This is a genomic window from Acinetobacter sp. ANC_7682, assembly GCF_056779795.1.
In genome coordinates, this window is the sequence record NZ_JBWYIQ010000020.1 from 1 (window position 1) to 14210 (window position 14210).

Sequence of the window (14210 nt, forward strand, 5' to 3'; positions counted from 1 at the left end):
CTATTCAGCTAAATCCTTGTTTTTCAACAAGTTTTAATCAACATCACCGCCGATGGATGTGCATTCTACAGTATTTCATATCCAATGCAACTACTTTTTTAAATATTTTAGATTTTTTTTAAATTATGTGTATTGAGTGGATATTTAATAATCAAATTCACATCATTCAGTATGATATTGATAAAAAATCGAACACTTTAACTTTATTAAAATTAGATTAGAATAGTCACTATTATTTAACTGACTAGAACTATGTTACTAAATGGCTATATTTAAAATCAAAAAAGCCGTATTGATCTCCCTACTGCTTTTGATGTGCAGCTTTAGCCATGCCAATTCCAACCAGAACATTTATCAAATGACTCTATCTATTTTGAGCTATGCCAAAATTTCATCTCCACAACCAGATTTATGTCTAATTGATAACACTGTGGCATTAGCAGAGTTTAATCAAACTATTCAAAAGCAAAATTCAAATATCAAAGCACAAAATATTCATGATTATGAATTAAACAAGACCAATTGTGATGTTATATTTTTCTCTAAATCTTCTCCAACAGTCGAACAAAAACTCATCCGAGAATCACTAAATAAGTCAATTCTCTCATTTTCAACAAATAATGAAGATTGCGAGGTTGGAAGTGTTTTCTGTCTCTATAGCAATAAAGCAGGTATTACGAAATTTAAAGTCAATTTAGACAGTCTTGCAAAAACCAAAATCCACGTTGATCCTCGTGTATTACTTCTTGCACAGAATATGGAGTAATTCAGATGATTGATAAATTTTTTGGATTAACTTCACTCCAATCACTATTTAGAAGATCACAATTTTTAATTTTTGCGATTACTTTTTTGATCTGCACTTTAATTTTTGCAACGATTTCAATTTTTACGGTGAAATCATACGCCAATCAAAACTTAACCTTAGTGAGTCGCACAATTGCGGAACGCATTCAACCTGCTCTTGTTTTCCAAGATAAATACACTTTAGACAATATTTTACACGAGTACACACAACAACATTCAATTCGCCTTATCCAAGTATTGGATAGTAATAAAGTTAAAATCACTGAAAGCAGCAAACTGATAGATCGCCATTCAGAACTTCAAACTTGGTTTGATGGATTATTTTTTTCTAAGCCGATTCAAATTGAAGTTACTCACAATGGACAATTAGTCGGTGAGCTTCATCTATTCGGCAGTTCTCAAGATATCATTTTATTCATTATCAAGATTTGCTTAGCCTTGATCTTAGGTATGCTTTTTATGATTTTCGCCCTATGGTGGTCGGTCAATGCAACCTATCGTCATATTATGAATTCTATATCACCGATTATTCATACAGCACAATTAGTGAGTCAACAAAAAGCATATAATCTCCGCTTTCCAAAAAATGATATTCAAGAATTTCATCATCTAAACTCAGTATTTAATCAACTGTTAGAAGAAATTCAATCTTGGCACAACCAATTACAGTCTGAAAATACGCAGCTGAATTATCAAGTACAACATGATGAATTAACACAATTACCAAACCGACATTACTTTTATAAAGTTTTGTGTAACCTTTTCGATCAGCCCGATAAACGTGAAAATACTGTTTTGATTTTTATAGATAACAATAAATTTAAGTCTATTAACGATCAATATGGTCATTTAGTGGGGGATGAAGTGTTGAAAGAGATGGCAAACCGATTAAAACAAAACACTCGTCAAAATGATTTTGTCGCAAGATTAAGTGGTGATGAATTTGCAATTATCTTAAGTCCAGTCAGTCAGGTTGATCACTTAATTTCGATCGCCGAAAATCTTATAGAATGTTCTGATGAGCCATTAAAATATAACGGACAATCAATTCATTTTAGTTTTAGTCTTGGTATTGCTTTGGCTAAAGAAGCTCATAACCCAGAGGACTTAATTTCTCAAGCAGACCAAGCGATGTACAAAGCGAAGAATCTAAAACATCATTGGCACATATTTCAACAATAGAATTTTTACTGAGGATTAATACCTATGCTCAACCGTAGTTTCAAACTTTTTATCATGAGCATTCTTTGTATAGGATTAAGTGCATGCTTGGGTATGGGATCTTTAAGCTATAAACAGGTAAAAATGTTAAAACAACAAGGTTTTGTTCTCACAGAGGAAGGTTGGAGTTTAGGACTACCCGAACGACTTCTTTTCGATTTCGATCAGGCTGAAATCTCTCAAAAAAATCGTGAACAGATTCAACATCTCGCAGCACAACTACAAAAATACAATTTAAAGAAAGTCCGTATCGTCGGTCATACCGATCTTATTGGCAATCCAGATTATAATTTTAAACTTTCTGAAAGCCGTGCCCGAAGCGTAAGCACTATTTTTATCGAAGAGGGTTTTAACCCTGCTTATATCCAAACCATTGGTCGCGGTTCAACCCAACCTATTAATACTGCAAATACTGACGCTGCCCATGCAGAAAATAGACGCGTTGCTGTTATTATCGTGCCTTAAACATTCAACAAAAAAAGATCCTGATAGGATCTTTTTTTAACAGCAAAAATCAGACATAAAAAAACCGCTTAACGCGGTATATTTTATCTGACCATTTATAATGAAATAAATGGTCGGAGCAGTAGGATTCGAACCTACGACCCCCTGGTCCCAAACCAGGTGCACTACCAGGCTGTGCTATACTCCGATTACATCGGTTTGTGTTGGGGTGAATGACGGGATTCGAACCCGCGACAACCGGAATCACAATCCGGGGCTCTACCAACTGAGCTACATCCACCATCACAAAATTTGGTTCTATAAAATCAAGCGACCAATGGCGCGCCTGACAGGATTCGAACCTGTGACCATCCGCTTAGAAGGCGGATGCTCTATCCAACTGAGCTACAGGCGCATTACCCATGATTGCGAGATCATTGGAAAACCTTTGCCTTGAAGAATTGGTCGGAGCAGTAGGATTCGAACCTACGACCCCCTGGTCCCAAACCAGGTGCACTACCAGGCTGTGCTATACTCCGATTCATCTCAGCTTTTGTACCGCTCAACTTATCGTTTGATGTATCGTTCGGTACGGTGTGCATTCTAGGCGTGACGCTGGATAACGTCAACACCTATCTTCAAAAAAAATCAAAAAAACACTTCAAATGTATATTTATCAAGCATTTTGACTAATATTAACGCTTTAATGACGCACTAAAGTTTAACATTCGATCTAATGGTAATTTAGCGCGCTCTGCTAAAGCGGGATCAACATGCACTTCTTGATCACCATGTCGTAAAACATGCAAAATGCCATCCAATTCATTCATTGCCATCCATGGACAGTGTGCACAAGAACGACAAGTCGCTCCCTCACCTGCCGTAGGAGCCTCAATCAAAGTTTTATTCGGCACCATTTGCTGCATCTTATAAAAAATACCGCGATCGGTCGCAACAATCATTGTTTCATGCGGTAGTTCTTTTGCAGCCTTAATCAATTGCGAAGTACTTCCTACTGCATCAGCAACATCAATAACTGATTCTGGAGATTCAGGATGGACTAAAACTGCAGCATCAGGATAGATGGCCTTCATCTGAGCGATGCCACGTGCTCTAAATTCTTCATGTACGATACAAGAACCATCCCAGAGCAACATATCCGCTCCAGTTTTCTTTTGAATGTAACGTCCTAAATGCTGATCAGGTGCCCAAATAATTTTTTCACCTAAACTACCTAAATGCTCAATAATTTCGACAGCACAACTTGATGTCACCACCCAATCTGCACGTGCTTTTACCGCAGCTGAGGTATTTGCATAAACCACAACAGTATGATCAGGATGAGCATCACAGAACTTGGTAAACTCATCTACAGGACACCCTAGATCGAGTGAACAAGTTGCCTCTAAAGTAGGCATTAAAATGGTTTTGTTAGGTGATAAAATTTTAGAGGTTTCACCCATAAACTTCACACCAGCCACAACGAGTGTTGTCGCATCATGGTCACGCCCAAAACGTGCCATTTCAAGTGAATCTGAAACACAACCACCAGTCAGCTCCGCAAGCTCCTGTACGACTGGATCACAATAATAATGAGCAACCAATACCGCATTACGCTTTTCCAATTCGGCTTGGATCTCAGCAAATTTTTGCTGCTTTAACTCTGGTGTTAAATCTTGATTGTTAGATTCACCAATCAGGTCTAAATGAGCTTGAACAATTGCTTTCGCATCATTTGCAATTAAATTGGTTGCATCATTCATTATTTGCATCTCTATCCATAGCGCTTATCAATATAAGCAATTACACACCGATTGGATTTGACCAATCATTAAAATTTGATAAATAAAAAGCCTCAACAGGGAGGCTTAATTTATTTAAGAACGATAATCTGCGTTGATCTTGACATAATCATATGACAAATCACAGGTGTAAACCGTATCTTTGGCAGAACCACGGCCCAAATCAACGCGAATTGTAATTTCTGATTGATTCATTACTTTAGCACCAGCCTCTTCTGTGTAATCTGCCGCTGCACCACCATCTTTACAGATCTGGACATCATCTAACCATACTTGAATTTTGTCGACATTTAAATCTGGGACACCAGCATAACCAATTGCAGCCAAGATACGCCCCCAGTTAGGGTCAGAAGCAAAGAACGCTGTTTTTACCAAAGGTGAATGTGCAATACTGTAAGCGATATCACAACACTCTTGCGTATTTGCACCACCTTCAACTGAAACAGTTATAAATTTGGTTGCACCTTCACCATCTCGAACGATCAACTGAGCCAAGCGCTTCATGACACGTGTAAGTACATCTAAAACAACAGAGTAACGAGCATCTTTTTTAGATGTAATTTCAGCACCACCTGCTTGACCAGTTGCTGCAAAAATACAAGAGTCATTAGTAGATGTATCACCATCAATTGTGATGCGATTAAATGATTGTTCAACCGTGGTTTTTAGTAGTTTTTGAACCAATTCACGAGCAATAGGCGCATCTGTCGCTACGAAGGACAACATTGTTGCCATATTAGGACGGATCATTCCTGCACCTTTTGAAATACCCGTCATTGTATAAACAACCCCGTCAATTTCAAATTGTTCAGAAGCGCCCTTAGGCAAAGTATCGGTCGTCATAATACCTGATGCTGCCTGAGGCCATACATCATCTTCAAGACTCTCAAATGCTGGTTTTAGCCCAGCAATCAAACGCTCCATGGGTAATTGTTCACCAATTACGCCTGTTGAGAATGGCAAAACCTCGTTCTCATTTACACCAGCAATTTTGGCAAATTCAGCACAAGTGTCCTTTGCATTTTTCATACCTGTAGGACCAGTACCTGCATTCGCATTGCCTGTATTAATTACAAGGTAACGTGGATTCATTTGAGACAAATGTAGTTTTGAAATATGTACTGGCGCTGCGCAAAAAGCATTTTGGGTAAATACACCTGCAACTTGAGTGCCTTGTGCGAATTCAAATACAACCAAGTCACGTCGATTTGGGTAACGTACATACGCTTCTGCTGAGCCAATTTTCACACCCTTTACCACATGCATTTGTGGCATTGATACGTCACCCACCGCCATTTTTGATTGTCCGAATTAAAAAAAATGATGGCTAAGCTTATTAGAAATTAGAAAAAAAATCGAGTGAATAAGGCATTAGGGTTGATTGAAATGAATGATTTGAAATAAATATCGATCCCTAAAAACAATAAAGCCAGTCAAAGACTGGCTTGTGTACGAAATTCTAAAATTAATTAGAGACAGTTTGTTCTAATAAAGCTTGTTTTGCTTTTTCTTGACTTGAACTTGAAAGAGCTGGATTTGATGCAACAATACGATTTGCTGTAGCTGGAGTTGCTGGTGCAATTGCAGCTGTTTGAAGAATAATTGGTCGACCAGCTGTATTACCAAGTGTGTAACGAATACCAGTGCGTGGACTTATCACCGTTGTGGAGTCATTTTTAACTTCAGTTTGTGCTTGAGTAACACCCGCAGCTGCTTGAACTTTCGCTAGAGGTACAGTTTTCGTATCAGCATTGGCAAATGCAAAAGCTGGTAAAGCAAAAACTGCAAATAGAGCCGGTTTTAGTATTTTTTTCATTGTCGCTTCCATATATTCAATCATGCAAAATTAAATAGCATTAACTGAGAAAATTGGCAATGCTTATTCACATGAACTGACCAAGCACTATAATAAAATAAAAAAAGCAGAACCTAAGTTCTGCTTCATGAAATTTAGATTTTACCGTGACACTGCTTGTATTTTAAACCAGAACCACATGGACAAGGTGCATTACGGCTTTGAGGTGGCGTAATCTCAACTTCATTCTGATCCAATTCTTGAGTATTAACTGTTTGCTCACCTGTTAAACCATCAACTTCAGCATGAGAAAGTGAAAGTTGCATCGCTTCAGCTTGAGCTTGCTGCTGTGCTTCCATTTCTGCCAGCTCTTCAGGCGTTGGTAAACGTACTAATGAAAGATCTGTCACAACATCAGACTTAATGACAGCTAACATATTTACAAACAGATTGAATGCTTCTTTCTTATATTCCTGCTCAGGATTCTTTTGCGCATAACCGCGTAAATGAATACCTTGACGTAAATAATCCATCGCTGCTAAATGATCTTTCCAGTGGCGATCTAAAGAACTTAACATAAAGTTTCGTTCTAACACTGCTGCAGATTCAGCACCCATTTGTTCACGACGTGCACGATAACGTTGTAAAACCTCATCAGTGATACGACGTGCTAATGCTTCTTCATCTAATCGACGATCTTGGTCCAACCATTGTTGTACAGGAAGATCAATATTAAAGTCTGAGCGTAATGCAGATTCAAGACCTGGGACATCCCACTGATCATGAATAGATTCAGGTGGGATATACGTTTCAATCACCCCTTTCATCACTTCTTCATGCATTGACTCGATGTATTCTTGCAAAGTACTTTCTGCCAGAATTTCATCACGCTGTGAGTAAATAATTTTACGTTGTTCGTTATTTACATCATCATACTTCAACAGGTTCTTACGAATATCGAAGTTACGCGCTTCAACTTTACGTTGCGCGTTTTCAATCGAACGAGATACCATTTTATGTTCAATGGCTTCATTTTCTTGCAGACCCATTGCACGCATCATTGCGACGACACGATCACCCGCAAAGATACGCATCAAATCATCTTCTAACGATAAGAAGAAACGCGAAACACCTGGATCACCTTGACGACCTGAACGACCACGTAATTGGTTATCAATACGACGAGATTCATGACGTTCAGAACCAATGATGTGTAAACCACCAGAATTCAGCACCAGTTGGTTATTTTGTTCCCATTCTGCTTTTAAACGTGCTTCATCTTCAGGAGTTGGATTTTCAATTTTTGCCAGTTTCGCTTTCCAGTTACCACCGAGCAAGATATCCGTACCACGCCCTGCCATGTTGGTCGCGATGGTCACCGCACGTGGAGAGCCTGCTTGCGCAATAATATCCGCTTCACGCTCATGCTGTTTGGCATTTAGTACTTCGTGTGCGATACCCGCTTCTTTCAGTTTATCCGATAAGATTTCAGAAGCTTCAATTGTTGCCGTACCAATCAAAATCGGTGCAACACCAGCTTCATGAATTTTCTTAATTTCTTCAATAATCGCATTGTATTTACCATTACGATTCAAATAAATTAAGTCATTCAGATCTTTACGAATCATTGGACGATGGGTTGGAATCAACACCACATCTAAGCCATAAATTTCTTTCATTTCAGCAGCTTCAGTATCTGCTGTACCTGTCATACCTGAAAGTTTACGGTATAAACGGAAATAGTTTTGGAATGTGGTCGTTGCAAGCGTTTGGTTTTCAGGTTGAATCTCTAAACCTTCTTTCGCTTCTACCGCTTGATGTAAACCTTCAGACCAACGACGACCAGGCATCGTACGACCTGTATTTTCATCGACAATAATCACTTCACCGTCATGGACAATATAATGCACGTTACGTTGATACAAGTAATGTGCGCGAATAGAAGCTGTCACATGATGAACAAGATTTAAGTTGGCTGCAGAATATAGACTCTCACCTTCTGCCAATAATCCCATCGCAATAAGTTCACTTTCAATGGCTTCAAAACCAGCTTCTGTGATTTCGACTGAACGTTGCTTTTCATCGATCCAGAAGTGCCCACCATCTGCAACTTTTTCTTCTTTTTGAGCATGTAACTTTGGCGGAATCGCATTCATTGCCGCGTAAAGTTGTGAGGAATCTTCGCTTTGACCCGAAATAATAAGTGGAGTACGTGCTTCGTCAATTAAGATTGAGTCAACCTCATCGATAATCGCATAGGCAAGACCACGTTGTTTTTTCTCGGCTAACGAGAACACCATATTGTCACGAAGATAGTCGAAACCAAATTCGTTGTTTGTACCGTAGGTAATGTCTGCTCGATAAGCTTCTGCTTTTTCGACAGGATTCTGCATGGAGTAGATCACCCCAACAGATAATCCCAAAAATTCATAAAGTGGACGGTTTAACTCAGCATCACGTTGCGCCAGATAATCATTGACAGTAATAACGTGAACACCTTGTTCACTAATTGCATTTAAATATACAGCCAAAGTACCCATTAGGGTTTTACCTTCACCTGTACGCATTTCTGCAATTTTACCTTCATGTAGGGTAATACCACCAATCAACTGTACGTCATAATGACGCATACCCATAATACGCTTACCAGCTTCACGACATACTGCGAAAGCTTCTGGTAACAAGCGATCAAGACTTTCGCCGTTTTTATAACGTTGTTTGAATTCTTCAGTTTTTGCAGATAAGTCTGCATCACTTAACACAGATATCGTCGGCTCGAGCGCATTGATCTTCTCGACAATTTTACGCATACGCTTCAATTCGCGCTCGTTTTTAGTACCGAAGATTCCTCCGATCAGACTTGCCAACATATAGACTCTCTAAAACTTACTTATCAAAATGATTTTTCTCAAACGTTATTATGGTGCTAGAAATTTGAAGTACAAGGGTTTTAAACAAATGCAATCAAAAAATTTCTGGATTATTTTCCATGACGCATGAGCAACGGCGAGTTAATGTAGCAAATTTGATCAGAAATATATATCGTTCAAATTCAAATTTATGAACGTTTATTTGCCTTCAGACATTCAAATAAATCTGTTTTTTTCATAACTAAATAAAAAAACACTATTTTTAATTATAAAGAGTTTCCGCCATATTAATTTCAGCACATTAAGGTTTTGATAAAAATAGAGGTTTATATGGCATTACGTTTAGGTGACACCGCTCCAGACTTTGAACAGCAATCAAGTGAAGGAGTAATTAATTTTTATGATTTTCTAGGAGATCATTGGGGAGTTTTATTTTCACACCCTGCCGACTACACTCCCGTATGTACGACGGAATTAGGTTTTACAGCAAAGCTAAAAAACGAGTTTGAAAAACGTAATGTTAAAGCGATTGCTCTCTCTGTAGATGATGTTGAATCACATCATGGTTGGATTAAAGATATCAATGAAACTCAGTCTACCACGGTAAATTTCCCAATCATTGCTGATCAGGATCGTAAAGTTTCGACTTTATATGATTTCACCCATCCCAATGCCAGCGAGACCCTAACCGTCCGATCTCTTGTGATCATTGATCCAAATAAAAAAGTACGCTTGATTATTACGTATCCAGCGTCAACTGGTCGCAATTTCCATGAAATTTTACGTGTTATAGATTCATTACAGTTAACAGATAACTATAAAGTGGCAACCCCTGCAAACTGGCAGCATGGTGAAGATGTTGTGATTGTTCCCTCTATTAAAGACGAAAATGAAATTCAACAACGCTTCCCTAAAGGGTACAAGGCAGTGACACCTTATCTACGTTTAACACCTCAACCTGATCTTGATTAATTTTGACGAGCCATCAAGTTTCAGCGTTCAGCCTATCCTCAGATAGGCTTTTTTTTTGATTATGACTTATAATCTTTAACGTATTGATTTAAAAAGGATTCAAATTATAGTTTGAATCCTTTTTTCTAAAACAAAGCAAGAAACTATTGACGCTTATCCAGTGGTACCCAATCAATCACCCATGCTGATTTCATATTTAAACTTGCATCACTGTTAATTTTCTTACGTAACACATCTGCCGAATCACGATCTTTAGATGGACCAACCATAATTCGAATACCTTTCGACGTTGGACTCTTCGTTACCTTATATCCTTTGGCACGAAGCTTAGCCGCAAGCGCATCTGCATTCGCCTCATTCGCAGCCAATGCCACTTGAACCATCCATTGACGATCTCCATTTTCCAGCAGATCACGAGCTTTTTCTGCCTCAGCTTTTTTCTTCGCTTCTTCAGCAGCTTTGCGTTTTTTCTCTTCTGCAGCTTTTTTATCAGCTTCAACTTTCTTCTTCGCTTCTTCTGCTTTACGTTTTTCCTCAGCAGCTTTTTGCTCTGTTGCTTTCTTTTCAGCTGCACGTTTTTCTGCTTCGGCTTTACGCTTTTGTTCTTCTGAGGATTTCGCCTGTTGTTCTTTTTGCTCAGCTAAACGCTTCTGTTCAGCTATGCGTTTTTCTTCAGCCAAACGCTTTTTCTTTTCAGCTTCATCCTCAACCAATTCAGGAGGAATATTGTCTGAACTTTGCTGAGCAGCGTTTCGACGAGCATTCATTGCAGCATATTCTTCAGCAGCGCGACGTGCGGCTTCAGCTTCGGCCTCTTGTTGCATTCTTAAATATTCAGCAGCACGAGCCTCTTGCTCTGCCACAGCTTTCTCACGAGCACGTCGTTGCTCTTCAAGTAAATGCTTTTCAGTTTCCACATCAACTGTGAGAGGTTGAAGTTGTACTGCTTCAGGTTCATTATTTTTTTGTTGAACAGCTTCAACCGGTTGTTCAACATTATTTTGGTGGATCTCTTCTTTGCCTTTTAGAAGTAATGCTGCCAATAAAACACCACCACCCAATAAAACAACACCACCCATCCAGCGTTGTTTGTTATTCATTGACATTCTCTAAATACTCCCAGACCGCTTCTAAGGTATGAAACGAACCACACACCAAAATCAGCTGATTATTTTTTGTTTCTTCAAGTGCTGATTTAAATGCGACCTGTACATTTGAATACTGTTGTACTGTCTCACCTTGAAGCGCTGACTCTAATTGTTTTAATGGTGCTGCACGAGGCACATCCATCGGCGCAATTTTCCACATAAATACCGTGTTTTTCAATAAATTAACGACTGAATCTATATCTTTATCCGCTAACATCGAAAACACAGCGATCACTTCTGTGTACTGTTTATTGTATTCTAAATAATTTCGCAATTGCTTTAACAAAAATTCTACACCATGCGGATTATGTCCCGCATCGAAAATCACTGTTTTTCCTGCGATTTCCCTTATTTCAAATCGACCTGGTAAATGTGCTTGAATAATGCCCTGCTCTAGTGCAGTTTGAGAAATTTTCAATCCACTGACCAATAATGCAGCCACGGCAGTAGAAACATTATCTAGGGCCAACTGACCACATGGTAATTTTAAGGTCAGTGCTGAACTTGAAAATGTCCAAGTTTTACCATCACCATTTGCTTGATAAAAATAATCCTGATTTAGACATGACAGCGTCGCATTACATGCAATGACTTTATCCTGAATTGATGTTGGAAGTATTTGTTGCCCACCAAAAATGACTGGAATATCTGGACGAATAATACCCGCTTTCTCAAAAGCAATTTTTTCAATGGTGTCACCCAGCCAATCTGTGTGATCCAATCCAATATTGGTAATGACCGCAACATTTGGATTAACGACATTCACAACATCCAAACGTCCCCCAAGTCCAACTTCCAATACCCAAACATCACATTTCTGTTGTTTGAAGATGACAAAAGCTGCAAGGGTTGTTGCTTCAAAGAAAGATAAACTTAAATCACATTCACGTCGTGCTTGATCAACTTGAACGAATGCTTCGATCAGAAGCTCATCTGAAACTTCCTGACCTGCGAGTTTTACACGCTCATTGAAACGATAGATATGCGGAGATTGATACAGACCGACTTGATATCCTTGAGCATTCAGAATAGAAGCTAAGGTTGTGGTTGTTGAACCCTTACCATTCGTACCAGCAACGGTAATGACTTTCGCTTGCGGATGTGTAACGCCCAATTTTTCAGCCACAGGAATGACGCGTTCAAGCCCTAAATCAATTCCTGTAACGTGAACATGGCTCCAATAATCGAGCCATGTTTGTAAATTATCTGTACTGAGTGGAGCAGTGAGGTTCAAGGCAAATTCATCAATTTCGCTACGATACGATAAACTGTATCACGTAATGCGTGACGATGAACAATTTGATCGACTACACCATGATCAAGCAAGAATTCAGCACGTTGAAACGGTTCTTCTAACTTTTCGCGTACAGTCTGTTCAATGACACGTTTACCAGCGAAACCAATCATTGCTTTAGGCTCAGCGATATGCACATCACCTAACATGGCTAAAGATGCGGTCACACCACCATATACTGGATGAGTTAATACAACAATGTACGGAATACGAGCATCTTTCATTTTTTGAATCGCAGCTGATGTACGTGCCATTTGCATTAAAGATAACATTCCTTCTTGCATACGAGCACCACCAGAGGCAGCAAAACAAATCATTGGCTGTTTGGTTTCAATCGCACGCTCTGCTGCTTGTACAAATCGATCACCAACTACAGTACCCATCGAACCGCCCATGAAATCAAATTCAAATGCACAAGCGATTAAAGATAAACCTTTGATTTGTCCTTCCATCACCACAAGTGCTTCAGTTTCGCCAGTTTTCTCTTGTGCTTCTTTCATACGCACAGGATAAGCTTTGCTATCCACAAACTTGAGTGGGTCTTTTGCAACAAACTCTTGACCTAATTCTTTTGCGGTTTGATCAAAGAACCAATTTAAGCGGTCACGTGCTTTCATTTTTAAATGCTCATCACATTGAGGACAAACATAAGCATTGAAAGACATCGCCGTACGAGTCACCAGAGCATGACATTCTGGACATTCAATCGTAGGCTCAGTAAACGTCGCTTTTAACGATTGCTGTTGATCAGGGATTTGAATACCTGGTACTGAACGATCCGTCCAAGGTGTTGCAGGTGCTAAAGTTTTCCCTGATTTAACTTCTTGATTCATACTAACTCATCGAGCGCTGCTCGAAGCTCCTTGACTTTATTGACCGCCTGTTCAACTGCTTGATCAGGAGTTGTCTGTGCAAATGGTTTAACAAAAGCACTACCAACAATGACCGCATCCGCTGCGCTTCCGATTGCTTTTGCAGAGGCTGCATCACTAATACCAAAACCTACACCAACAGGTACATCCGTCATCGACTTGATTTTTTCGATGCGTTGAGCAGCTTCATTCACATCTAAAGTCGCTGCACCTGTTACACCCTTCAAAGACACGTAGTAAATAAAACCACTCGCTTGATTAGCGACATGTTGAATACGTTGATCTGTAGATGTTGGCGCCAACAAGAAGATCTGATCCATATCAAACTTTTTCAAGACAACATCGAGCGCTTGTGCTTCTTCAGGTGGTAAGTCCACCAACAGAATACCGTCCACACCACAGTCATGAGCAGTTGATACAAATTTTTCATATCCAATGACTTCTACAGGATTCAAATAACCCATCAACACCACTGGTGTATCTGTGTCCTTTTCACGGAATTGCTTGACCATTTCCAATGCATCCAATGTATTTGTACCGGCTGCCAATGCACGCTCAGCCGCAAGTGCAATCACTGGACCATCGGCCATTGGATCTGAAAATGGTAAGCCAAGTTCAATTACATCCACACCTGCTTCCACCATTTGATGTAACAAAGGAACCGTTACGTGTGGATGAGGGTCACCTGCCATGACATAAGAAACTAGAGCCTTACGCTGTTGAGATTTAAGCTGTGCAAATCGTGTGGCTAAACGTGACATAGGGATGTACTTTCCTTGAATTGTATAGAATTGAGGAGTTGGTTTTGTAAAATACAAGACGGCCCATTGTAACGCTATTTTTTACTCATTGAACAGAGTGTGATGAAAAGCACCAAACACTCTTTTCAGTTAAGTATTCCAAGTGCATATTTATCAATGTTTTGATTTTTTTAACAATGATCAAAAAGCTCGATTTTTTCTGTTTTTTCTAAATCATGAATATT

At 39.2% G+C, this 14210-nt stretch carries 12 protein-coding genes and 4 tRNA genes; 4 read left to right on the forward strand and 12 right to left on the reverse strand.

The annotated features are described in order from the left end of the window. Window positions 1-313 precede the first annotated feature (313 nt). The 3 genes from yfiR to yfiB are packed head-to-tail and all read left to right on the forward strand — an operon-like array spanning window position 314 to window position 2493. Complete coding sequence (yfiR, locus tag AC1M9D_RS09090; RefSeq protein WP_481612014.1) at window positions 314-766, forward strand: regulatory sequestration protein YfiR; 453 nt, start codon at window positions 314-316, stop codon at window positions 764-766. 5 nt (window positions 767-771) lie between these two features. After that, entirely contained in the window at window positions 772-1989 is a 1218-nt protein-coding gene (gene dgcN / locus AC1M9D_RS09095; RefSeq protein WP_481611991.1) for a diguanylate cyclase DgcN/YfiN, read from the forward strand. A 24-nt stretch (window positions 1990-2013) separates the two neighbouring features. Next, on the forward strand, window positions 2014-2493 hold the full coding sequence (gene yfiB, locus AC1M9D_RS09100) for an outer membrane lipoprotein YfiB (protein WP_481611992.1): 480 nt from the start codon (window positions 2014-2016) through the stop codon (window positions 2491-2493). A 110-nt stretch (window positions 2494-2603) separates the two neighbouring features. Here yfiB and AC1M9D_RS09105 read toward each other — a convergent pair. The 8 genes from AC1M9D_RS09105 to secA form a co-directional block, all read right to left on the reverse strand. After that, window positions 2604-2680: transfer RNA gene (locus tag AC1M9D_RS09105), tRNA-Pro, on the reverse strand. 17 nt (window positions 2681-2697) lie between these two features. Next, window positions 2698-2773 (reverse strand) — tRNA-His (locus AC1M9D_RS09110). Window positions 2774-2810: 37 nt separating this feature from the next. Next, window positions 2811-2887: transfer RNA gene (locus AC1M9D_RS09115), tRNA-Arg, on the reverse strand. A 47-nt stretch (window positions 2888-2934) separates the two neighbouring features. After that, a tRNA-Pro gene (locus tag AC1M9D_RS09120) sits at window positions 2935-3011 on the reverse strand. A gap of 156 nt (window positions 3012-3167) precedes the next feature. Then, window positions 3168-4235 carry a quinolinate synthase NadA gene (nadA, locus tag AC1M9D_RS09125; RefSeq protein ID WP_481612015.1) on the reverse strand — a complete coding sequence of 356 codons (1068 nt, stop codon included), beginning with the start codon at window positions 4233-4235 and terminating at the stop codon, window positions 3168-3170. Window positions 4236-4349: 114 nt separating this feature from the next. Then, complete coding sequence (argJ, locus tag AC1M9D_RS09130) at window positions 4350-5570, reverse strand: bifunctional glutamate N-acetyltransferase/amino-acid acetyltransferase ArgJ (RefSeq protein WP_481611993.1); 1221 nt, start codon at window positions 5568-5570, stop codon at window positions 4350-4352. A 169-nt stretch (window positions 5571-5739) separates the two neighbouring features. Beyond that, entirely contained in the window at window positions 5740-6090 is a 351-nt protein-coding gene (locus tag AC1M9D_RS09135; protein ID WP_035267951.1) for a hypothetical protein, read from the reverse strand. Window positions 6091-6224: 134 nt separating this feature from the next. Beyond that, window positions 6225-8939, reverse strand: coding sequence for a preprotein translocase subunit SecA (gene secA / locus AC1M9D_RS09140; RefSeq protein ID WP_035267914.1), 2715 nt, complete (start codon window positions 8937-8939; stop codon window positions 6225-6227). Window positions 8940-9269: 330 nt separating this feature from the next. Here secA and AC1M9D_RS09145 point away from each other — a divergent pair, with 330 nt between their 5' ends. Further along, on the forward strand, window positions 9270-9911 hold the full coding sequence (locus AC1M9D_RS09145) for a peroxiredoxin (protein ID WP_481611994.1): 642 nt from the start codon (window positions 9270-9272) through the stop codon (window positions 9909-9911). 143 nt (window positions 9912-10054) lie between these two features. Here the strand turns inward: AC1M9D_RS09145 and AC1M9D_RS09150 are convergent, their stop codons facing one another. From AC1M9D_RS09150 to trpA, 4 genes are read right to left on the reverse strand one after another with little or no spacing between them, the layout of a single operon-like run. Then, on the reverse strand, window positions 10055-11017 hold the full coding sequence (locus AC1M9D_RS09150) for an SPOR domain-containing protein (protein ID WP_481611995.1): 963 nt from the start codon (window positions 11015-11017) through the stop codon (window positions 10055-10057). Then, window positions 11004-12293, reverse strand: coding sequence for a bifunctional tetrahydrofolate synthase/dihydrofolate synthase (folC, locus tag AC1M9D_RS09155; RefSeq protein ID WP_481598014.1), 1290 nt, complete (start codon window positions 12291-12293; stop codon window positions 11004-11006). The genes AC1M9D_RS09150 and folC overlap by 14 nt, the downstream gene beginning before the upstream one ends. Continuing rightward, window positions 12290-13186, reverse strand: a complete 897-nt coding sequence (accD, locus tag AC1M9D_RS09160) for an acetyl-CoA carboxylase, carboxyltransferase subunit beta (protein WP_035267924.1) — start codon at window positions 13184-13186, stop codon at window positions 12290-12292. The genes folC and accD overlap by 4 nt, the downstream gene beginning before the upstream one ends. Then, window positions 13183-13986 (reverse strand): tryptophan synthase subunit alpha, encoded by an 804-nt coding sequence (gene trpA, locus AC1M9D_RS09165; protein ID WP_035267926.1) that lies wholly within the window; start codon window positions 13984-13986, stop codon window positions 13183-13185. Before trpA ends, accD begins: the two co-directional genes overlap by 4 nt. Between the last annotated feature and the right edge of the window lie 224 nt (window positions 13987-14210).